Source organism: Enterococcus sp. XAF26B05_ASV22, assembly GCF_056727285.1.
The window spans coordinates 3,034,519-3,055,321 of the sequence record NZ_CM161538.1 but is presented as its reverse complement, the minus strand read 5'-3'; the positions used below and the strand labels follow the sequence as shown (position 1 = coordinate 3,055,321).

23 protein-coding genes are annotated in these 20,803 nt (G+C 34.8%); 18 read left to right on the top strand and 5 right to left on the bottom strand.

Annotation, left to right across the window (positions count from 1 at the left end; all coding sequences use genetic code 11):
• The first annotated feature begins 1 nt into the window (after nucleotide 1).
• From AC1PU0_RS15145 to trmB, 4 genes are all read left to right on the top strand, one after another.
• Nucleotides 2–1,219, top strand: coding sequence for an ABC transporter permease (locus AC1PU0_RS15145; RefSeq protein WP_206833866.1), 1,218 nt, complete (start codon nucleotides 2–4; stop codon nucleotides 1,217–1,219).
• Nucleotides 1,220–1,221: 2 nt separating this feature from the next.
• Entirely contained in the window at nucleotides 1,222–2,097 is an 876-nt protein-coding gene (gene dat, locus AC1PU0_RS15140) for a D-amino-acid transaminase (protein ID WP_479998523.1), read from the top strand.
• A 98-nt stretch (nucleotides 2,098–2,195) separates the two neighbouring features.
• The gene (locus tag AC1PU0_RS15135; RefSeq protein WP_206833864.1) at nucleotides 2,196–2,975 is read left to right on the top strand and encodes a phosphotransferase family protein; all 780 of its coding nucleotides are present in this window, start codon (nucleotides 2,196–2,198) and stop codon (nucleotides 2,973–2,975) included.
• Between the two features lie 187 nt (nucleotides 2,976–3,162).
• Nucleotides 3,163–3,810: a tRNA (guanosine(46)-N7)-methyltransferase TrmB gene (gene trmB, locus AC1PU0_RS15130; RefSeq protein WP_069655009.1), complete on the top strand. Its 648-nt coding sequence runs from the start codon at nucleotides 3,163–3,165 to the stop codon at nucleotides 3,808–3,810.
• Between the two features lie 169 nt (nucleotides 3,811–3,979).
• Here the strand turns inward: trmB and AC1PU0_RS15125 are convergent, their stop codons facing one another.
• Entirely contained in the window at nucleotides 3,980–4,321 is a 342-nt protein-coding gene (locus tag AC1PU0_RS15125) for a PepSY domain-containing protein (protein WP_069655010.1), read from the bottom strand.
• Nucleotides 4,322–4,572: 251 nt separating this feature from the next.
• Here AC1PU0_RS15125 and pepA point away from each other — a divergent pair, with 251 nt between their 5' ends.
• The 6 genes from pepA to AC1PU0_RS15095 all read left to right on the top strand — a co-directional run bounded on the left by pepA (nucleotide 4,573) and on the right by AC1PU0_RS15095 (nucleotide 10,082).
• The gene (pepA, locus tag AC1PU0_RS15120; protein WP_430597707.1) at nucleotides 4,573–5,649 is read left to right on the top strand and encodes a glutamyl aminopeptidase; all 1,077 of its coding nucleotides are present in this window, start codon (nucleotides 4,573–4,575) and stop codon (nucleotides 5,647–5,649) included.
• A 10-nt stretch (nucleotides 5,650–5,659) separates the two neighbouring features.
• Nucleotides 5,660–5,974, top strand: coding sequence for a thioredoxin family protein (locus tag AC1PU0_RS15115; RefSeq protein WP_206850002.1), 315 nt, complete (start codon nucleotides 5,660–5,662; stop codon nucleotides 5,972–5,974).
• Nucleotides 5,975–6,036: 62 nt separating this feature from the next.
• Nucleotides 6,037–6,495 carry a universal stress protein gene (locus tag AC1PU0_RS15110; RefSeq protein ID WP_111247939.1) on the top strand — a complete coding sequence of 153 codons (459 nt, stop codon included), beginning with the start codon at nucleotides 6,037–6,039 and terminating at the stop codon, nucleotides 6,493–6,495.
• A gap of 194 nt (nucleotides 6,496–6,689) precedes the next feature.
• On the top strand, nucleotides 6,690–7,307 hold the full coding sequence (ytpR, locus tag AC1PU0_RS15105) for a YtpR family tRNA-binding protein (RefSeq protein WP_206850001.1): 618 nt from the start codon (nucleotides 6,690–6,692) through the stop codon (nucleotides 7,305–7,307).
• Between the two features lie 236 nt (nucleotides 7,308–7,543).
• Entirely contained in the window at nucleotides 7,544–8,665 is a 1,122-nt protein-coding gene (locus AC1PU0_RS15100; RefSeq protein ID WP_479998522.1) for a YncE family protein, read from the top strand.
• A 76-nt stretch (nucleotides 8,666–8,741) separates the two neighbouring features.
• Complete coding sequence (locus AC1PU0_RS15095; RefSeq protein ID WP_206849998.1) at nucleotides 8,742–10,082, top strand: dihydrolipoyl dehydrogenase family protein; 1,341 nt, start codon at nucleotides 8,742–8,744, stop codon at nucleotides 10,080–10,082.
• Nucleotides 10,083–10,496: 414 nt separating this feature from the next.
• Here AC1PU0_RS15095 and AC1PU0_RS15090 read toward each other — a convergent pair whose 3' ends face one another.
• Both AC1PU0_RS15090 and AC1PU0_RS15085 read right to left on the bottom strand, forming a co-directional pair.
• Nucleotides 10,497–10,661, bottom strand: coding sequence for a hypothetical protein (locus AC1PU0_RS15090; RefSeq protein ID WP_479998521.1), 165 nt, complete (start codon nucleotides 10,659–10,661; stop codon nucleotides 10,497–10,499).
• Nucleotides 10,662–10,823: 162 nt separating this feature from the next.
• A complete protein-coding gene (locus tag AC1PU0_RS15085) occupies nucleotides 10,824–11,564 on the bottom strand; it encodes a tyrosine-protein phosphatase (RefSeq protein ID WP_206849997.1) in 741 nt (246 codons plus the stop codon).
• Between the two features lie 588 nt (nucleotides 11,565–12,152).
• On the opposite strand from AC1PU0_RS15085, the gene AC1PU0_RS15080 reads away from it, so the two are divergent.
• The 3 genes from AC1PU0_RS15080 (at nucleotide 12,153) to AC1PU0_RS15070 (ending at nucleotide 15,600) form a co-directional block, all read left to right on the top strand.
• Nucleotides 12,153–14,324, top strand: a complete 2,172-nt coding sequence (locus AC1PU0_RS15080) for a Cna B-type domain-containing protein (protein WP_479998520.1) — start codon at nucleotides 12,153–12,155, stop codon at nucleotides 14,322–14,324.
• Nucleotides 14,239–15,015 (top strand): Cna B-type domain-containing protein, encoded by a 777-nt coding sequence (locus tag AC1PU0_RS15075; protein WP_479998519.1) that lies wholly within the window; start codon nucleotides 14,239–14,241, stop codon nucleotides 15,013–15,015. The genes AC1PU0_RS15080 and AC1PU0_RS15075 overlap by 86 nt, the downstream gene beginning before the upstream one ends.
• Before the next feature lie 132 nt (nucleotides 15,016–15,147).
• Nucleotides 15,148–15,600: a universal stress protein gene (locus AC1PU0_RS15070; RefSeq protein WP_069640260.1), complete on the top strand. Its 453-nt coding sequence runs from the start codon at nucleotides 15,148–15,150 to the stop codon at nucleotides 15,598–15,600.
• A 198-nt stretch (nucleotides 15,601–15,798) separates the two neighbouring features.
• Here AC1PU0_RS15070 and AC1PU0_RS15065 read toward each other — a convergent pair whose 3' ends face one another.
• Nucleotides 15,799–16,083 carry a hypothetical protein gene (locus AC1PU0_RS15065; protein ID WP_206849995.1) on the bottom strand — a complete coding sequence of 95 codons (285 nt, stop codon included), beginning with the start codon at nucleotides 16,081–16,083 and terminating at the stop codon, nucleotides 15,799–15,801.
• A gap of 153 nt (nucleotides 16,084–16,236) precedes the next feature.
• Nucleotides 16,237–17,553 carry a S1C family serine protease gene (locus AC1PU0_RS15060; RefSeq protein ID WP_069655021.1) on the bottom strand — a complete coding sequence of 439 codons (1,317 nt, stop codon included), beginning with the start codon at nucleotides 17,551–17,553 and terminating at the stop codon, nucleotides 16,237–16,239.
• A gap of 423 nt (nucleotides 17,554–17,976) precedes the next feature.
• Here AC1PU0_RS15060 and rlmH point away from each other — a divergent pair, with 423 nt between their 5' ends.
• The 5 genes from rlmH to AC1PU0_RS15035 all read left to right on the top strand — a co-directional run bounded on the left by rlmH (nucleotide 17,977) and on the right by AC1PU0_RS15035 (nucleotide 20,803).
• Nucleotides 17,977–18,456 carry a 23S rRNA (pseudouridine(1915)-N(3))-methyltransferase RlmH gene (rlmH, locus tag AC1PU0_RS15055; RefSeq protein WP_069655105.1) on the top strand — a complete coding sequence of 160 codons (480 nt, stop codon included), beginning with the start codon at nucleotides 17,977–17,979 and terminating at the stop codon, nucleotides 18,454–18,456.
• A gap of 361 nt (nucleotides 18,457–18,817) precedes the next feature.
• Nucleotides 18,818–19,069, top strand: a complete 252-nt coding sequence (locus AC1PU0_RS15050) for a hypothetical protein (protein ID WP_479998518.1) — start codon at nucleotides 18,818–18,820, stop codon at nucleotides 19,067–19,069.
• An 11-nt stretch (nucleotides 19,070–19,080) separates the two neighbouring features.
• Nucleotides 19,081–19,440 carry a hypothetical protein gene (locus AC1PU0_RS15045; RefSeq protein ID WP_206849993.1) on the top strand — a complete coding sequence of 120 codons (360 nt, stop codon included), beginning with the start codon at nucleotides 19,081–19,083 and terminating at the stop codon, nucleotides 19,438–19,440.
• Nucleotides 19,431–19,889 carry a hypothetical protein gene (locus AC1PU0_RS15040; protein ID WP_206849991.1) on the top strand — a complete coding sequence of 153 codons (459 nt, stop codon included), beginning with the start codon at nucleotides 19,431–19,433 and terminating at the stop codon, nucleotides 19,887–19,889. The genes AC1PU0_RS15045 and AC1PU0_RS15040 overlap by 10 nt, the downstream gene beginning before the upstream one ends.
• On the top strand, nucleotides 19,832–20,803 hold the full coding sequence (locus AC1PU0_RS15035) for a hypothetical protein (RefSeq protein ID WP_206849989.1): 972 nt from the start codon (nucleotides 19,832–19,834) through the stop codon (nucleotides 20,801–20,803). Before AC1PU0_RS15040 ends, AC1PU0_RS15035 begins: the two co-directional genes overlap by 58 nt.

Below are 20,803 nucleotides of genomic sequence, written 5' to 3'. Positions count from 1 at the left end.
TATGTCTGGATTTTTTGGCATTCGTTTAGCACGCCATTTGAAAAAAATGATGAAATATATGCGTTATGTGTTTAATGACCATTTTATATTGGTTTGTGTTTTTCTATTAGGTGGATTGGGTTTTTATTATTCTCAAGTATTAAAAACATTACCGGCAAATTTTGTTTGGGGCAGACCGATCATCTTAATTTTTTGGCTAGCGTTGTTGCAAATCGGCCGCATTGCTACATTAGCAGAAGAGGCGGATAAAGTTTTTATTTTACCGAAAGAGCCCGAAATGAATCGTTATTTGAATCGTGCTATTCGTTATTCTTTCTGGATACCATTAGTCGCGTTATTCTTGCTGGGCGGTATGTCAATGCCGTTAGTCGTAGTTTCGACAGGGTGGGCTTTTTCAACATTTTTCTACTTTATTGTGATGTTAGGGATTTTGAAGGCCAGTCATTTGCGGTTACAAAAATATGAGCTGTACCAAATTTCTTCAAGAGAATATTATTTGTGGTTTCTCCTATGGTTCATCACAAGTTTAGTCGCAATTGTTCTTAGTTTATATGTGGTACCTATTGCAGGACCACTTATCGCATTAGTACAGGTTGTCTTTTTCTATATATTATTGAATAAAAAAGAACAAACTGTATCGTTAGATTGGGAACGAATGATTCAAAAAGAAAAAAATCGGATGCATCGAATTTATCAATTTATCCACTTATTTACAGATGTACCAGAAATTTCCAGCAGTGTAAAACGTCGGAAATTCCTAGATCCGTTATTGGGAAAAATCAAGAAAACAAGCCAAAATACCTATTTATATCTTTATGCCCGTAGTTTTTTAAGAGGCTCTGAGTATAGCGGATTATTTATTCGTTTGGTATTGGTTGCTGGAGTGATTCTATTTTTCTTGAAAGAATTTTGGATTTCGATGGGAGTATCTGTTTTATTTGTTTATCTGATTGGCTTTCAGTTGATTCCAATCTATACGCAGTTTGATTATATGGTGATGACCCACCTTTATCCCGTGCCAGACGGTCAAAAGAAGCAGGCTGTGAGTAAACTTGTAACAGTGTTATTACTTGTAGCAGCTCTTTTGTTCAGTGTCTTTGTTTTAATTGCGTTACCTGATCTTAAAGAGGGGCTAATGGTGGTAGTTGCGTTGATTGTTGAAGTTTTGTTATTTGCTAAATTTTATGTTCCTTATCGGTTGAAGAAAATGGAGGGCTAACCATGCATATTTTATGGAATGATCAAATTGTTGAACGAGAAGCAGTAAAAATCGATATTGAAGATCGCGGCTATCAATATGGAGACGGTCTGTATGAGGTGGTGCGCGTGTATAATGGTCATCTATATATGGTAGAAGAACACCTGGATCGTTTATGGCACGGTGCTGAAAAAATTGGAATGCACTTGCCTTTTACAAAAGAAGAGTTGACCGCTAATTTAAAAAAATTAGTCGAACTTGAAGGGTTCAAAGAAGGAAAGCTTTATTTTCAAGTAACGAGAGGCATCGATTCACCAAGGAATCATGCGCTGCCAGATCCTGAAAAAGTCAAAGGAGTTTTAACGGCCAATTATAGACCGTATGAACGTCCAGTGGAAAAAATGGAAGAAGGAATCACCGTTGCTGTAGTTCCGGATACACGGTGGTTACATTGCGATATCAAATCATTAAGTTTATTGGGGAATGTTTTATCCTTAGATGAGGCTCGCCGTCAAGGGTTTGATGATGCAGTGCTTGTACGTGATAACAAAGTGACGGAAGCATCAGCTGCCAATTTCTGGGTAGTGAAGGATGGTACAGTTTATACACATCCAGACGGTCAATTGATTTTACCTGGCATCACTAAAATGAAAATTATCGAGTTGGCAAGAGAAATGGGCATTAGAGTGAAAGAAGAAGCAGTTTCAGAAGAAGAATTGTTTACGGCAGATGAATGTTTTGTATCTGGATCGCTAACCGAAATTGTGCCTGTTATAAAAGTAAATGATCATATCGTAGGAACAGGAAAACCAGGAGAAATCACTAAACGATTGCTCAATGCCTATATTGCCAGTGTCGATACAGTATGCGGAACGTCAAAAAACAAAGGTGAACGTTAAAAGAACAAGAGAGATGCTTGACGTTAAACGCTGTGGAAGATAAAATGATACTTACTGTAATTAATTATTAGAAGTTGTTAGGATAGGAGATAATTTCCATGGCATTTCAGTTGGATAAGGAATGGCGCTTGCAGCCAATAAAAGGCGCAACTGGCCAAACTTTCATGGGTATACGTGCGACTGAAAGAGTATTTATTAAACGAAATACTTCTCCTCTTTTGGCTGCATTGTCTAAAGAAGGAATTGCCCCTAAGCTAGTTTGGACGAAACGAACAGTGACAGGCGATATTTTAACAGCACAAGAGTGGCTAGACGGTCAGGTACTCAAAGCCCAAGAAATCGGTGGAAGAAATGACGTTGTGGATGTCCTTTATCATTTGCACCATTCACATATGCTGAAAAGCATGCTAGGAAAAATCGGCGGTCAAATCCAAACACCTGCGATGATGCTTCAATCATATGGCGAGAGATTGCCTCAAGAACTTCAAAACAATTCGTATCTTGCTAGAGTCTATCGCTACCTACAAGAAAATATACCAAATTATTCTATTCATAATTATATGGTTGTTCATGGTGACGTTAATCACCGTAATTGGATTGTATCGAATAATTATTTATATTTAGTTGACTGGGACTCAGTAATGATTGCAGATCCAGCTTTAGATTTGGGCATGCTATTAGGTCATTATGTTCCAAGAAGTAGCTGGAATAAATGGCTGCTAGCATATGGTATGCGACCAAGTGAAGAAGCATTGACACGAATCAAGTGGTACGCGTTATTCAATTTTCTACAAGAAACTCTCCGACACTATCAATCAGGAGAAAAAAGAGAAATGAATGCTGAAATCTTGAAGCTGAAACAAGCTTTTGGGTATTAACAGAAGGTTGAGATAGACGTCCAATAACTCCAGCATGTGTCATGTTTAGAAGTTAATGAGATTGAAATGAAGTGTAGTCGTTGCTTCTGTTTTCAACGTTTACTTAAATAATTAGAGGGCAGCACAAGACGATGATTGTTTTGTTCTACCCTCTTAAAATTTATTAGGGAGAAAGGAAATAAAGAATATGCGAATGAGAAAAAGACCTGGGGCAGCTGAACTTTTGGCTAGTCATCCTGAATTAGTAGTGGATGAACCAGAGAAATGGCAAGGACGTTGGACTGAACGTTTTGGGAATGATCACCCGATTCATATCGAAATTGGCTCCGGAAAGGGACAGTTTGTAGTTGGGATGGCAAAAGCAAATCCAGAAATCAATTATATTGGGATTGACATGCAACTAAGTGTTCTTTCAATTGCGTTAGAAAAAGCGTTGGAAGAAAAACTGCCGAATTTACAATTGCTTCATGTGAATGGAGAAGAGTTAACACAATACTTCGCAGAAAATGAAGTGGACCAAATTTATTTGAACTTTTCTGATCCTTGGCCAAAAACAAGACATGAAAAACGTCGTTTGACGTTTAAAACTTTTTTAGCGACAGATGAAAAGATTTTAAAACCGAACGGAGAAATTCATTTTAAAACGGATAATCGGGGCTTATTTGAATATTCATTAAGCAGCTTTTCGAAATATGGCATGATTCTTGAACAAGTTTGGCTAGATCTACATGCTAGTGAGTATGAAGGCAATGTCATGACTGAGTATGAAGAAAAGTTTTCTGCTAAAGGTCAGCCAATATATCGCGTTGAAGCGAGGTTTCAATCTGAAAACTAAGGATATTTTTATTGATTGGGTTGCCCATTTCGAGTTCCTTTTTTTAAAAATGAATTTGAGAAAAAATAACCTATAGAGCATAGAAGCAACAGACGGAAAAAAATAAAATAAGAGCAAACAAAAGCAGTTGAAACACTACACATAAAGATGTATCGTTTCAACCGCTTTTTTAATCTTTGATTCGTTTTACATCAATGACAGTACCGGTAAAGGCATCGGCAGTAAATTCATATTGCACCATAATCCCATCTTCCAACCGTGAAATGCCGCCATTGTAAGTTTTTGAATGGACAGCAAATTTTCTTAGAGGTTTTTTCTCAAATTCAATCCAAGAGCCTTCAATCGGTCCCTCTTTTAAAAATGCATCCTTAACATTTTCTAAAACTACATCAGCATCTACTGTCCTTTTCTTTTGATACCATAAAGTTGAAGCAATTCCGCTTAATAGGCCAAGACTCACGCCGATTGCCAAGCCGCCTTTAAAATAACTTAATTCATTTTCTTCATTCATGGGGAATAACCTCCGCGTATTTTCAAATGTTTGCCAAAAATCTTCAGCTTTGACTCTATTCTAACACATTGTATGGAAATATCGAAAAACAAAAAACGTGGGCAATTGAAAAAATTTGCGTTATAATGAATGTGAAATCATATGAAAGGAGTATCTGCCATTTTTGTTGAAAAATCATGTTATTTTGAACAAAATAGAACGGTTTATCCTGAAAAATGTAGCAAATAGGAAATCTGGTAGATAATACAACGATGGAAGAAAAAACATTTCAACGCATTAAAGAATTAACAGAGTTACAAGGAACCAGCGGATTTGAAGATGATATTCGTGCGTATATGAAAAAAAATATGGCACCATTAGTAGACGAGATTCAATATGATGGTTTAGGTGGGATTTTTGGTCTAAAAAGAACGAAAGAACAAGATGCACCACGTGTTATGGTAGCGGCTCACATGGACGAAGTTGGTTTTATGTTGACACAAATCAAAGAAAATGGATTATTCCAAGTAGTGCCTTTGGGTGGTTGGAATCCATATGTGGTATCAGCGCAGCGCTTTACGTTAAAAACAAGTAAAGGTAATTATCCCTGTATCTCTTCTTCCGTTCCGCCACATTTATTACGTGGGACGAGCGGTCAAAAACAATTAGAAGTAACGGATATTTTATTTGATGCCGGGTTTGAATCAAAAGAAGAAGCGGAAAGCTTTGGCGTTCGTCCAGGGGATTCAATTGTTCCGCAAACGGAAACGATCAAAACGGCTAACGGCAAAAACATTATTAGTAAATCCTGGGACAACCGTTATGGCTGTACCTTAGTCTTAGAAGCCTTAGAAGCGTTGCAAAATGAACAATTAGGCCATACGTTGATTGCTGGCGCAAATGTGCAAGAAGAAGTTGGACTACGTGGCTCTAAACCTTCTGTGCATAAATTCAATCCAGATTTATTCTTTGCAGTAGATTGTTCAGCAGCCGATGATATCCAAACGAAAAAAGGAACCTATGGACATCTGGGTGAAGGAACGTTGCTACGTATTTATGATCCAGGTATGATCACGTTACCTCGCGTACGCGAGTATCTATTAGATACCGCAGCAACCCACAACATTCCATATCAATATTTTGTTTCTAAAGGTGGAACCGATGCAGGTGCCGCACATACAACAAATAATGGTGTACCAAGTACAGTGATCGGTGTTTGCGGACGATATATCCATACACATCAAACCATGTTTAATATCAAAGACTTTGAAGCAGCCCGTGAAATGCTGATTCAAGTCTTAAAAGGGTTAGATAAAACAACCGTTAATACAATCATTTACGGAAAGTAGAGGAGAACTTATGATTATTCCGACATCTTATGAAGAGCTAGCAGGATACGTTTCAGAAGGAAAAAGTGTTTTCTTTTTCACTGCAGACTGGTGTGGTGACTGTCGTTTTATTAAACCAGTAATGCCTGAAATCGAAGCAGCATTTCCAGTGTTTCGTTTTATTGAAGTGGATCGAGACAAGTTCATGGATCTTGCTTCAGAGTGGACTATATTTGGCATTCCGAGTTTTGTGGTGACCGATCAAGGGAAAGAGTTAGGTCGATTGGTAAATAAAGACCGCAAAACAAAAGAAGAAATCACAACCTTTTTAAAAAGCATCAGTTGAGAGAATAATCGACAGTAGCGAGCCGATTCAAGAGAAAATAAAACAATCGGGAGATGAGGACTGTGTTAACACAAACCTATAAAACTATTTTAGTGGGTGTAGACGGTAGCGATCAAGGGAAATTAGCGTATCAACAAGCAATTGAAGTTGCTAAAAGAAATAATGGTCGTGTGATTATAGCGCATGTGATTGAAAATAAAGTCTATACGATGATGGGGTATTCTTCTTTAAATGATAGTTTGTTAGATCAAGAAACAGATAATGCGAAGGAACTACTAGATGACTGCAAAGCATACGCAAAAAGTGTTGATTTTACTCAAGTGGAAACAGTCATAAATTACGGATCAGCTAAAGAAGTGATGTGCCAAGATTTACCAGAAAAATATGATGTTGATTTGATCATGGTTGGCCAATCAGGATTGAATGCAGTAGAGCGTTTGATGATGGGGAGTGTCAGCAGTTATATCATACGTCAAGCTCCATGTGATGTTTTGATTGTCCATCCTGAGGCAAAAAAGTAACAAAATAGAACATGTAAAATAGGTGAAGCAAGGCGTAACCGTTTTGTTTCACTTATTTTTCTGGAGCAAACAATAAAATATCTAAGGAATTTCATGCAGGGATGCCAATTTTTTGTTAAGATGAGACAAGCAATAGAAATATAGTATCGTTAAAAAGCAGTATAATAGAAAAAAGATAAAATGGAGTGAAAAAAATGATTTTTGCGTATAATAAAGAACACGTCGGTGATGTCTTGATGGTCATCGCTGCAGATGATAAAGGGCAAGAAAACGCTGTGGAACGTAAAGGGAACGTGGCACGAGTATGTGTAGCTGAAGGGAATCAAGTTGTGGCTTGGAATATTTTTGAGGCATCAACGATTGTAGGGAATATTGAAGGCAATGGTCAAGTAGAATTGACCGAAGAACAATTAAAAAAAGTAAATGAAGAACTTGCGAACGTTGGTTTTTCCGAAACGTTAGTCAAAGAAAATAATCCGAAGATGGTCATCGGTTTCGTTAAATCATGTAAAAAACATCCTGATTCGGATCATTTATCTATCACTCAAACAGAAGTAGATAACGGCGAAGTACTACAAATCGTTTGTGGAGCGCCAAATATCAAAGCTGGACAAAAAGTCGTTGTTGCAAAACCTGGTGCTATGATGCCAGATGGTCTGATGATTTGGCCAGGAGTTTTACGTGGTGTAGAAAGTTTTGGCATGATTTGTTCAGCAGGGGAATTACGCTTACCTGATGCGCCAGCGAAAAAAGGAATTTTAGAATTGCCTTTTGATGCAGTAATTGGCGAAGCCTTTCCTGTTGGGAAATAAATGTACCTAAATCTATTTATTAGTTGTTAGGGACTGGAAGAAAACACTTGGTGTTTTCTTCCAGTCCCTATTCATTTATTCTAATTACGCTAAATCTATCTATTAATTGAGAATAGGTTGTTATAAAAACGACTCTTTTTAAAAAGTGATGCCCTTAGATTTGCAACTTATCATTTTTTTAAATAGAATTAAAGAAATAGAAGAAGTATAAAGCATTTGGAAATGGAGGAGATTTTATGCAGACTCGATTTAAGGGGATGATACTTTTTCTTTCATTCATGACGATTTTTTCTGGTTGTTCGAAACTCAATAATAAACACGATTCGGCATTATCAACAGACATAGAGAAACAGCAAGAAGCTATGACGAATGTAACACCTGCCATTTATAAAACATACGAGCAACAGGCTGAAGCAATGATCGGATATTCAGAATTGTATAATTTAGCTGTCGAATCCCAAGAAGGAAAAAGGGAAAATGGCATGTATGTGATACCGGGGTTACTTAGTACAACAACACTTGAAAATAATCAGATCAAAACAATCGTTGAATGCGATTCTATGACACCACAAGGAGTCACGATGGCAGGCGATTACTTACTTATTTCTTCTTATTGTCATGAACATAAACATAATTCAGTCTTTTATGTGCTTGATAAGAATACACATCAGTATATAAAAACAGTGGTTCTTGAAGGCTATCCCCATGTTGGAGGGATTACATATGATCCGATTGCAAAAAATGTCTGGGTTTGCGCTCGCCATAAAGATCGAGCAGAAATTGTTGCGATTCCAATGGACAGTATAGAAAACTATGAATTAAAAAATACGCTTCAACCAATCAAGTACACACAACAAGTAGAACTACCACAAGTAAAAAGAGCGTCAGTCATTACGTATTCAAATAAAAATATATATGTCGGCTATTTTGATAGTCAAACAGATGGCAAGTTAGAACAGTACCCTTTGGATGAAAGAGGGAAAATGACAGGGCAATTGTCTTCGGAGCAAGTAATCCACACAACTATGGATATAGATAAAAGCAAAACAAATGAAACAATCGTTAAAGAGTTACAAGGGATTACGTTTGTTGAAGATAAACTAGTTGTTACTCAATCTTATGGTGCGTTCAAAAACTCTAAATTACTACTATTTAATTATGATACAAACAAAAAAAGTTTTTTAGATAATGATATAGAGAAAGTGGTTGATATGCCGGCTCATGCAGAACAAGTGTCAGCAAGTGAAGGACAAATATATGCGATTTTTGAGTCTCCTGCTAAACCTTATCGAGAAAACGAAAAAGTATGGGTTGATCGAGTTTTAAGGATCGATACCAAAAAATTGCTTCAAGAATAATAAAATCACTAAAAAGAATATTTAGTAAAGAGCGAAACATTCTAAGCTAAAATTAACTAGATGGGAAAGTGAGTGTATGACAAAATCGTATGATGTGATTGTTATTGGAAGTGGATTAAGTGGTTTGACGATTGCTTACGGACTAAATAAAAAAGGGTTGAGTGTTGCTATTGTCGAAGCTAACAAGTTTGGTGGAGCGGTTGCAAATTACGGTAGTACTCGAAAAAAAGAGTTGGTTGCTTTTGCAGAGCTAAAACTTACTGCACAGCAACTAGCCAAAACAGGTGCGGTAAATGAACTAACGCCCAACTGGCAGTCAGCTATGGCCTATATAGATTCACTCGAGAACACTGAATCACTAGAGCATGAAACAGCATTGCGAAAGGCTGGAATCGATACAATTTATGGAGAAGCAATATTTGTGGATGAGCATCATATTGAAGTAGCTGGCTCTCAATATGAAGGGGAAAAATTTGTGATAGCAACAGGTGCAAAAAGTAGAACATTACAAATTGAAGGTAGCGACTATTTAAAAGACAGTACTGATTTTTTGACGCAAAAAGAATTGCCGAAGAAAGTAATTTTTATCGGGGCTGGGATTATTGCGTTCGCCTTTATAACCATTGCTGAAGCTTTTGATACAGAAGTGACTGTCATCCAGCATGATGAGCGAGCCTTAGCTTCCTTTGACCAAGAACTTGTTTATAAACTGATTGAGTTGAATAAAAGTCGTGGAATAAACTATCATTTTGATGAACAGCTTATTGCAGTAAAAAAAAATCAAGACAATTATAGTGCCATAACGGCTAAAGGTATCGAGTATCAAGCAGATGCTATTTATTGTGTTGCTGGTAGAATACCAAATATATCTGATTTAGGAATTGAAAGGATCGGGATTGAATCAGATCAACACGGTATTGTCGTCGATGAGTATCTAACAACCAACATATCAACTATATATGCATGTGGAGATTGTAGTAACACTCCTGTACCAAAACTAGCTACATATGCAGTTTGGGAGGCAGACTATTTAGTCGAACATTTGACCGGAGATGGGCTGAAAAACATAGACTATCCATTATCTGTGATGTCCACCTTTAGTCAACCTAAATTAGCCCAAGTAGGCATCTCAATTTCCCACGCCAAAGAACATCAAGAGCTATATAGCGTTGAAACAATTGATATGACTGATTGGCTAGAATATAAAAAAAATAATGACGCTATTGCGTTAGTAAAAGTTATATATCAGAAAAGTGATAATAGAATAGTTGGTGCAACTAGCTTAAGTAATCAAGCGGATTTGTTTATTAATTATTTTACGATGGCATTGCATGCGGGATGGACTAAAGCAGAGCTGAAAAAAATTATTTTTGCTTACCCATCATTAGCGAACGATGTGTTAAGAGCGTATCATTAAATAATATAGAAAAATCGATGCGAGTGAAGGAAATTCAATCTTTGAGTTTCCTTCCCCCTGTTAGTGAGGAGAATAGCACGATGAATACTCGCTATATCAGTCTTGACAATAGTTGGCATTCATAGAAAAACTTCTTAAAAGGAATTGTTTTGTTATGATTACGACGGAAAAATTTAAAATCATACCATTGTTATTTTTTTCTGTTTTTTTCCATATAATCAATCGTTGTAGGGATTATTTTTTGAACATATAACCAGATAATCAAAAAAAATATACTAGGAAATACTAAATTTACTACTGTATGAAGAGTAGCGTTTGTAATGAAAATATTTATAATCCCAGTTATGTAGCAACTGCAATAAAAGGTAAGTGCAATATTTTTAAATTTTAAAATTTTTAATTTAGTAGATTCACTTATTTTTTTTTATACTTTAGTTCATAGTTATCAGTGTTTATCAACAATGTAATCATCGTACCAAAGACACCTATTTTAGCTGTTTTATCTGCTAATAATAAGATATATGCAAGAACAAAAATAATTGGAATATATGAGATGATATCTTTTAATTCTTCCTTCACTTTATAACCATCCGTTCGCTAGCAGATCTTTTTTATGGGGAGTACATTAATTAAAACGAGGATGAGACATTTTCCTATGACTTAAGCAACTCGAATAAGTGGTGGAAACAGAAACAACTATCTCAACCTCGTTTTATGAGATAGATTATGTTCAACAACTAGCTAAACAATAAATTTTTTTCTGAATTGATCTACATAATTAGTATCTAGTTTTAATCCCTTAAGTAAATAATTGTCAAAAGAACCAAAATGCTCTTCTAAAACTTTTTTTGCGTGACATAAATACGTTTTATCAACATTTAAAGCAAGTTCCAAAGCGTTTAGTTGTTGTTCAGTAAGTTTGCTTTTCAGTGAGTCAATGATTTGTTTATTTGCTGATTTTCTAGATTCATTTGTTTTTAGATAATCGTCCATGATGCTTTGATCAGAGGCACCAGCTATTTTTAAAATAAGAGCAGCTGCAAATCCAGTGCGATCCTTCCCGGCAAAACAATGAAATAAAATAGGTTGATTGTCTTCTAAAATTTCCGTAAGAAACTTACTATAACCAGACAGTGCAGAATTACTGATTACAAGTTCCTCATAGGTTTCAAACATCGCTTTTTCGACATCACTTTGGTCAATATCTAACATTCCTTGTAAAGAAGCGATGCTAGATGAATCCTCAGATGCTAATATATCAATATTCTCTATTGTAATGTTGTTCATATCCATATCTGGCTGCTCTGAAATTTCTGTTTTGTTTCTAAAATCATAGACCTTTTTGATTCTACAATCGTCCTCTAAAAATAGAATATCTTTTTTCTCTAATCCAACTAACTGACCACTTCGATAGAAATATCCTTCTTTTAAAGTTCCTGTAGGTACGGTAATGCCACCTATATCTCTTAAATTTGTTATCATAGTAAACACCTTTCTACATAATTTGTATATGTAATAATACTCTCGATATTTGTGGATGTAAAATAAATAGACAGATGAAATAGTTAATAGCAGAGACTCTTTATAAAAAATTAATATTTTATTTTTATAGAAGTAAGATGAGTGTTAATTTTCATTTTTTTAAAATATATTTAAAAAAACAAATGTTGATGGTGATGAAACTCCTTTGGTATCAGTCGTTTTTATGATGAAAACAGTTATTTTGAAATTAAATTAAAAATATTATAAAATTAAATATTAATATTGAATAGTTAGTTAATCAGATGATACTCTAAAAATCTAGGAAAGAGAAAACTTCATTTCATGATGTGATAATTAAATAACGAGTGTCCAGTTTTTATAATTTTTAAAGATAATGTATAATCTGAAATTTTTGATGCGAAATAAGATTTTCAATAACGTTTTAATAGTGAGTAGATTTTAATAAAAGAACATGAATAGTCTAGTGAAATATAAAAATGTTTAATTTAAAAATTACTTTGGAAATGTTATTGAAAATCAGATGCTATTCCATTTATATGTAATTATAAAAAGAAAGAAGATGAAAAGATGAAGAAATACATATATTTATTGTTGATTTTCTTTAGTTTTATTTGTTTGCCTAAAGTTGCCAAGGCGGAGGCGACTATTTTGCCGCCAGAACCAATTAAAAATGTTCGTTTAGATACGAATTTAAAAGGTAATCCTGATGTTAAGCTAGTTAATTTGAATTTATTGAATTCTAGATTATATACGATTGTCGATAATGATAAAAATTTATATTTTTGTTTGGACGAAAGTAAATACTATCCATCAGGTCAAGATTATAAAGTAGATATGAACGAAAAAATATCTGGCTCAGTACTATGGTTGATGCAAACTTTCTACGAAAATCAAGATACACAGAATTCTGTACCAAATGTTGAAGGATATCGTGATGCAAACGAGTTAACTAGATATGCTGCAATACAAGTTGTTATTTGGAAATTAACTGGAGGAAAATTTGATAATAAGTTAATTGAATCAAATCCTTTAATAAAAGATCTATACACAGAAGCGCAAACAAAGACCAATGATGATACCTCGTATCAAGAAGTAATCAACAAAATAAATAACGTTGAAATCAACGCAAAAGAGATTATTCCAAACGGTGACGATGGGACAAATTATAATTACTTATTGCAATTTGAAGACAATATCGATCAAGAAACAGAAAAATTACTTCAAGTAAAAGATGAAGAGATAAATATAGGGGTACAACTGTATAAAAATTCCAAAATAACTGATATTACGAAAGATGCTACAATCAATAAAGACTACAATAAGCGAACAATCTCTATAGATATACCGAAAGACCTAATTGATAAAGATAAAGCCGATGATGCGGTCATTTATTTTAATATAGATACACTGCTCACGACTAGACATCCCTACTATTTGGTATTTATTTCAAGTGGAGTTCAACCACTCGGTGGATACCAACCAATTGAAAGGACATTAACTACCAGAACCAGTATTGATTTAGATTTATCCGAAACATCTTTTTCAGTGTTGAAAAATTGGGATGATTCAAATAATCAAGATGGCATACGTCCATTGAATTTACCTGTACAATTATATCAGAGCGATAAACCATACACGCATACAAGTAACGAAAGCCTGACACAAGGCAATGAAACTAAATTTGGTGAGGTACAAGAGCTAAATGAAGAAAATGGCTGGGAGTATATCTGGGGGAACTTACCAATAAAAGATAATAATGGAAATCCTCTATATTATACGGCTAGAGAAGAACTTGATTCAAAATATGATTTGAGTATAAATTCGACTGATGAAGGAAAAGCTATCCTTTTAACCAATACGTATAAACCTGAAACAGTTGACCTAAAAGGAGTCAAATCATGGGAAGATGGAAATAATCAAGATGGGATACGCCCCTCATCTATTGTGGTCAATTTATTAGCAGATGGAGAAATAATTCAAACAAAGAATGTTACAGAAAATGAAGGATGGGCATATGAATTTTCTGATTTACCTAAATATAAAGAGGGAAAAGAGATTGACTATACAGTGACAGAAAATTCCGTTCCTAATTATACAGCAATTAGTGATGGGATGAATATTACAAATACCCATATCCCAGAGGTAACAGAAATCAGTGGAACAAAAACATGGGATGACAAGAATGACCAAGACGGTAAACGTCCAACAACGATAACAGTAAACCTGTTAGCAAACGGAGCACCAGTTGACTCAAAAGAAGTAACGGAAAAAGATAACTGGACGTACCATTTTGATAACTTACCTAAATATAAAGATGGGCAAGAGATCGTTTATACTGTAACAGAAAATGATGTGCCAGAGTATTCAACAAGTATAGAAGGAACAACTATTACGAATCATTATACACCAGGCAAAACCAGTGTAACAGTAACGAAATCGTGGAATGATGGAAACAATCAAGATGGCATACGTCCAAACAGTATCAAGGTCCAATTATATGCGGATGGTGAAAAATCAGGAGAAGAAGTTGCCTTAAATGAAGCCAACAACTGGACAACGACTTGGACTGATTTGGCAGAGAAAAAAAATGGACAACCGATTGTCTACACTGTAAAAGAAGTAGGAAGTATCGAAGGATACAATAAAACAGTCAATGCCGAAAATGTCGGCAACATTATTATTACAAATACGCATATACCCAGAGGTAACAGAGATCAGTGGAACAAAAATATGGGATGATAAAAACGATCAAGACGGTAAACGTCCAACAACGATAACAGTAAACCTGTTAGCAAACGGAGCACCAGTTGACTCAAAAGAAGTAACGGAAAAAGATAACTGGACATACCATTTTGCTAACTTACCTAAATATAAAGATGGGCAAGAGATCGTTTATACTGTAACAGAAAATGATGTGCCAGAGTATTCAACAAGTATAGAAGGAACAACTATTACGAATCATTATACACCAGGCAAAACCAGTGTAACAGTAACGAAATCGTGGAATGATGGAAACAATCAAGATGGCATACGTCCAAACAGTATCAAGGTCCAATTATATGCGGATGGTGAAAAGTCAGGAGAAGAAGTTACCTTAAATGAAGGCAATAACTGGACAACGACTTGGACTGATTTGGCAGAGAAAAACAAGGGACAACCAATCGTCTACACTGTAAAAGAAGTAGGAAATATTAAGGGATACGACGTAACAATCAACGCCGAAAATGTCGGCAACATTATTATTACAAATACGCATATACCCAAAAATGGAGTAAAGGGTAGTGATCCTGAAACGCCAAGTAAAAATAGCCTTAATAAAGATTATCCAGCAACGGGAGAAAAAAATAGTTGGATTTTCTATGCAATAGGAATACTATTGATAGTAATTGTGGGGTATGTAGGCTTAAAAAAGGTAAAATACCATAAGTGAAATGATTAGAAAAAAATACGGATCGCAAAAATTAATCCTTAAATAAGAGATAATAAAAGCAATATAAAGTTGTATTAAAGGTATAAATTTCAAATGAATGGTATACTTAAGAAAAAATTTGAGGTGAATTTTATGTATAAAAAAATAGTAACAGTAGTTGATGTATTTGGAGAACCAAATGGAGTATTAGCTGAAGTCATTACTATGTCGCAAAGAGAAAATTCTGAACTTCATTTATTAATTAACAAACCTGAAATAGAAGCGCTTGAACAACTGAATTATCTACCATATGATAGTGGAATGTATATGCCTTATGAATATGATATGATTAAAGAGAATGACGAAAATTATCAAAAAGATGTGGATAAGGTTATTTCGAAAGTCAAAGCCGAAGGCGTAGACAAATTGGTGACTACAATTTATAGTGGCAGTACAAAATCTTTTATCAATAAATATATCGAAAAAAATAGTATGGATTTAATCGTCCTAGGTAGCTATGATGAATTATTGTCTAAAAGAGAACTAGAATCTGTCGCAAAACATGTTATAAAGAATACGACTAGTAATCTACTTATTTTGAGATGATCCCGATTTATGTTAAATTTGAACGTGAATAAAATAGCTTGAAGCGTAGAGGAAAAAACCTTCTACGCTTTTTTAGAGCTATCATAGCTGTACTGATGAGGAGTTTTATCTGTAATTAGTTTCATAAAAAAAGATGTCGGTGATTATTCAGCGACATCAGAACGTGTAGATTCGATATATAGACTTTACTTGTATTTGCTAGTCGCCGTTATATTCAGCAAAACTAGGCCCATTTGAACGAACTTTATTTTGTTCTCCTTCTTCTAAAGAGGTAAACAAAGTACTATCATTTAAAAAGGTATTCCAATCTGTATCCATCATGGCATTTAGATCTTCAATAGAACGATGTCCTAAAACCTCAGTGTTCAAACCGTCACCTGTAATGAAATGTCCATTTTCATCATGCTTCGCGTTTTTTACTGTATCTAAATCGTATTTTTTACCAAATAATTTATCCCATTCTTCACGTAATTTGTGAGCCATAGTGCATCCCTCTTTCAATATTTTTACTGTATCTTTATTCTACAATATTCTTTGAGTTATTCCTCCTATAAAGCTTTATGATTAAAGCAAAAAACTAGGCTGTACTTTTTCATGTCATTGAAAAGAATACAGCCTAGTTTTATTTAACTGAGATTATGGATTTTGAGAATTGTCTGAGTTAGATGAGTTTTGTTTAAGTGCGGATTGATCAATAGTTAAATCAACATCTACACTTTGTTCTTTTCCATCACGATAGAAGGTAACTTTCATCTTGTCGCCGACTTTTTTCTTATAAAGTGCGCTTTGTAAGTCAGTGACAGAATCAATATCTTTGTCATCGATTTTAGTGATAACATCGTATCTTTCAATTCCTGCTTTATCAGCTGGAGTAGCTGTTTGAACGGTACGAACAAGTACGCCCATTTGAACTGACTCAGGAAGTTTTAAGATTTCTTTTCGTTGTTGTGTTGAAACATTTGTTAATTCTTCCATTGAAATACCTAGAGCTGGACGAGTGACTTTACCTTCTTTTTCCAATTGGTTGATGATATTTACTACATCATTACTTGGAATCGCAAAGCCCATTCCTTCAACACTTACTTGGCTTTCAGATTGAACGATTTTAACAGAGTTGATTCCGATTACTTGTCCTTCAATATTCACTAAGGGACCGCCAGAGTTACCTGGGTTGATTGCGGCATCGGTTTGGATTGCATTGATATTGATTGCTTGCCCGTTATTTTCATTTTGGATATTTCTGTTTAATGAAGAAATGATCCCTTGTGTCACCGAGTTAGCATAAGCGGAACCTAATGGAGAACCGATAGCTAATGCTGGTTCACCGATTTTTAGTTTATCTGAGTTACCAAATTCAGCAATTGAATCAACTTTATCAGAAGAAATTTTAATTACCGCAAGGTCAGTATAAGAATCGGTACCGACTAACTCACCTTGAACTTTTGTACCATCATGTAAAACCACTTCTAAGCCTTTTGCTTGGTCTACTACGTGATTATTGGTCACAACATAAGCTGTTTTACCATCTTTCTTATAAATCACGCCACTCCCTTCACTGGCCGCTTGTAAATCACTGCCGTCGGAATTTGAACTGTCCTCTTGACTACCATCGTTTCCACCAAAAATACTACCAAACCCTCCATCAGAAGTATTTTGACTAGGGCTTTGCAAGTTGATGACTGAAACCACAGAGTCTTTCACTTTATCGACGGCTTTAGTCACATCGCTTGTTACGTCTAAATTAACATTAGTGACCTTCGTGTCTCCTTTATTATCTTTCACTGTGTTTGTAGTGGTAGATGAGTTAGAAGATGGACTTTGACCAGTGATCACATACGCACCACCGAAAGCCAGTGCTCCTCCGAGTAACCCACCAACTAAACCAATCCCAAATTTTTTGAATAAGCCATTTTGCTTTTTATCTGAATTAGGTGTAACATCTTTTTTTTGCATACAAGCAACCTCCTATTTAATTATCATTATTTGTTCTATTTAGTATAGTCTTTCAAGACACCTTTAGTCTACCCAAGAGCTTTGAATTTTTTATGAACAAGTTGGGGAGAAAAACAGATACAAACAATGAAAAAATGATTTTAAGAAATACTTATACACAATAAAATGTGAAAAACGGTTGAAAAATAGAGGAAAACCTCTGTTAAAAAGTTATCCACAAAATGTGGATAATGTGGATAAACAAATGGGAATATGTGTTTGTATCTCAAAATACTATGAAATGAAGGATATTTGGACCTGTAACTGTGGATAAGTCTGTGCATATGTGTATAACTTTGTGGGAAAGTATGTGGAAGAGTAAAAACATTCATGATAAAATTGTTAACAAGTAGAAAAATGGAAACAGGAAGAGATGTGAAACGAGTGAAAATAAAAATTATTACTGTAGGAAAATTAAAAGAAAAATACCTAGTCCAAGGAATCAATGAATATTTAAAACGTCTGCAAAGTTATGCAAAAGTCGAAATGATTGAAGTAGCCGATGAAAAAGCACCAGAAAATTTAAGCGAGGCGGAGATGCTTCAGGTGAAAAGAAAAGAAGGCGAACGGATTTTAACTAAAATAGGGGATCAGGATCATGTTTTTGTTTTAGCTATAGATGGGAAGCAGTTTAGTAGTGAAGCATTTTCAAAAGAGATTGAGCAATTAGGGATTCATGGAAAGAGTCAATTGGCTTTTGTAATCGGTGGCTCGTTGGGATTAAGTGATGAGGTAATGAAAAGAAGTCAGCAACAGATGTCGTTTGGAAAATTGACTTACCCACATCAGTTGATGCGTTTGGTTTTGGTAGAACAGATTTATCGTGGGTTTCGGATAATGCGAGGGGAACCGTATCATAAGTAGGGATATTTTTGGTCTATTTGAATTGTTTAAAAGAAGCATTTACTATTCTTTTTCTTGATAGAGTATAGGGGGATTAGTGATAAAACAAGCAGATACTTAATTATAGAATGAAGGGATTCATCTAAACCTTATTCTAACAAAACAAAGTTTACTTATATTGATACTTTACTTTATTTCTTGTGATTCAATCAATAAGTCATGCTAAAACAGCGTTTATTTTGAGGCTTTTTTGTTAAACCAAAAAATTTTAAACTAAATTAGTCATTATTTATTAACTTTTTTACTAAATAGTCTATATTTTTATACTATATTCCGTTAAACTGTACTTATTGAAAAAATAGTAAAAGAGGTCGATTCTTTTATGAGTCATATAGCTTCAGATATAGGAGCTGCTACAGGTGCGGTATCTGGTATTAAATCCGTATCTGTCAACAAAGGTACACAAGTGACACTAGGAAAAAGTAACGTTTCTAGTATGAAACAAGGAACGGAAATAAATAATCAATTATTGTCAGATTTAGCTCAATTAATTGATTGCGTGAAAGAACAAAGTCAGAAATTCCCCAAAATTGCGGAAATTATGGCGATTGAAGATAGCAAAATCAAATTTTAAGGAGCCAATTCATGGAGAATAAAAATGATGCTGAACGAGCCAAGTATGGACGTTTCATTATAGAAAAAGAAACAAGTATGGATGAATTGAAACAAGATCAGAAGAAGATCGAAATGAATCTACAAGACTTACAAGAGGAGTTACGACGAGGTTATCATACGCTAGCTATGTTAAATGAAGATGTTGTTCGTGATGGAAATAGTGAAGGGATTCGTATTCAACGAAGAAATGAAGAACAAGAACGTTTTTTTGTCCGTCAATTGCGAGAAACTGAAGACAATTTAACTAATAGTTATGCCGAGCAGCGAAAAATACTCGATAAAGAAACCGAAGAATTGTATAAAAAGAGGGGTGAAATTCCTTGGGATTGATTTATTCTAGCTCAGATTCTTCACAACTAATCTCTGCATTACAGAAAAACATCCAAAGTGGCAAGGAAGCTTCCGAACAATTAAAATCTGGAAGTCAACAGGTGATAGCTGCGGTAGATGGTAAAACATTGTCTGGAGCAGCTTACACGGCTGGTAAAGGATTATTTAGTGATTTAATTGTACCCACCATTAGCAAAGTAACTTCTGCAATAGATAGCATTGAAAGTGAGTTACAGACCTACAGTTCCGCCGATGCATCGGCAGCATTAGCTAGAACATTGTCTCGAAATAATCCTGTAGCAAAGGTTTTGGATGCTTTATTAAACGTTCAATCCAATTTGGCTCGCATGTCGAATGATTATGAAGACGATATACGGGAGCTCGAAAAAAATTGGAAAAGCTGCACACCTTTTCTTCTCAAACAAACGGCTTGTTCAGTAATAGTTTGAATGACATGAAAGTGGCAATGCAAAATTGTTTAATTTTAGAGAATACAGTAGTGAATAGTGACGGATCGTACTCTTTGCCAGAAGGAGTCGATAAAAGTTGGTTTAATCAATTGAAAAAAGCAAGTGATTTAAATGGGATCACAGGAGATAAGCAACCCGATGTAGGGAATCGGGAATATAAATTAATTGATTTAGGGTATGGAAAAATATGGCTTTGGGTAGAAAAAGGGAAAACGACAGCCACGTCAGAAGATATTACGGTAAGTTTGGCGTATAATGAATGGTTGAGTCGAATGATTGCAAAACATGGTCTAGGATTTGTTCAAGGGGATCGTGGAAAAGGAATGGACGAGTTATTCTATGAACAAAATGCGACGTTGATAAAAGAACTTTCAACAGGGATCGATAGTGTGACAGGGAAAAAATTAACAACAGCTGAAAAATTAGGGAAAGCATCGTTATTGGCAAATGGGTTAATCACAATGGGCGTGATGGTTAAAGGGGTCGTGAAGATATCTACTCCCAAAAATAACCTACCTAATAAGAATACAGTTATTCAAGGAAGTAAGAACGGAAAAAATTATACTCTGGATAAAAGTAAGAGTAATGGAAATAAATCATACAAAAAGCCCCCAAAATTAGATTATACAAAAAACAATTTTTCTAATATCCCTAAAATGAGTAAATCTGATATATTAAATTCAATACCCAAAGATTGGTCATATACAGAAAATAATGGTTTTGTTCATGTGAGAGATAGCAATGGACAAGTACGTATGAAAATTGATCCACCAGACAAAGTTACCAAATATGACCATGTACATTTGTTTGATAAAGATGGAAATGTAATTAATAAGAACGGACAAATTGTAGGTAGAAAAAGTTCGGAAGCGCATATACCATATAAGAAATAG

Bases quoted from the DNA above. Each gene is read 5' to 3' on its own strand.
- AC1PU0_RS15045 (WP_206849993.1), top strand. From the start codon at position 19,081: ATGGAGAATAAAAATGATGCTGAACGAGCCAAGTATGGACGTTTCATT.
- AC1PU0_RS15125 (WP_069655010.1), bottom strand. From the start codon at position 4,321: ATGAATGAAGAAAATGAATTAAGTTATTTTAAAGGCGGCTTGGCAATC.
- AC1PU0_RS15115 (WP_206850002.1), top strand. From the start codon at position 5,660: ATGATTATTCCGACATCTTATGAAGAGCTAGCAGGATACGTTTCAGAA.
- AC1PU0_RS15070 (WP_069640260.1), top strand. From the start codon at position 15,148: ATGTATAAAAAAATAGTAACAGTAGTTGATGTATTTGGAGAACCAAAT.
- AC1PU0_RS15050 (WP_479998518.1), top strand. From the start codon at position 18,818: ATGAGTCATATAGCTTCAGATATAGGAGCTGCTACAGGTGCGGTATCT.
- AC1PU0_RS15065 (WP_206849995.1), bottom strand. From the start codon at position 16,083: ATGGCTCACAAATTACGTGAAGAATGGGATAAATTATTTGGTAAAAAA.
- AC1PU0_RS15075 (WP_479998519.1), top strand. From the start codon at position 14,239: ATGCCGAAAATGTCGGCAACATTATTATTACAAATACGCATATACCCA.
- AC1PU0_RS15135 (WP_206833864.1), top strand. From the start codon at position 2,196: ATGGCATTTCAGTTGGATAAGGAATGGCGCTTGCAGCCAATAAAAGGC.
- AC1PU0_RS15145 (WP_206833866.1), top strand. From the start codon at position 2: ATGTCTGGATTTTTTGGCATTCGTTTAGCACGCCATTTGAAAAAAATG.
- AC1PU0_RS15060 (WP_069655021.1), bottom strand. From the start codon at position 17,553: ATGCAAAAAAAAGATGTTACACCTAATTCAGATAAAAAGCAAAATGGC.
- pepA (WP_430597707.1), top strand. From the start codon at position 4,573: ATGGAAGAAAAAACATTTCAACGCATTAAAGAATTAACAGAGTTACAA.
- ytpR (WP_206850001.1), top strand. From the start codon at position 6,690: ATGATTTTTGCGTATAATAAAGAACACGTCGGTGATGTCTTGATGGTC.
- AC1PU0_RS15100 (WP_479998522.1), top strand. From the start codon at position 7,544: ATGCAGACTCGATTTAAGGGGATGATACTTTTTCTTTCATTCATGACG.
- AC1PU0_RS15080 (WP_479998520.1), top strand. From the start codon at position 12,153: ATGAAGAAATACATATATTTATTGTTGATTTTCTTTAGTTTTATTTGT.
- dat (WP_479998523.1), top strand. From the start codon at position 1,222: ATGCATATTTTATGGAATGATCAAATTGTTGAACGAGAAGCAGTAAAA.
- AC1PU0_RS15085 (WP_206849997.1), bottom strand. From the start codon at position 11,564: ATGATAACAAATTTAAGAGATATAGGTGGCATTACCGTACCTACAGGA.
- AC1PU0_RS15095 (WP_206849998.1), top strand. From the start codon at position 8,742: ATGACAAAATCGTATGATGTGATTGTTATTGGAAGTGGATTAAGTGGT.
- trmB (WP_069655009.1), top strand. From the start codon at position 3,163: ATGCGAATGAGAAAAAGACCTGGGGCAGCTGAACTTTTGGCTAGTCAT.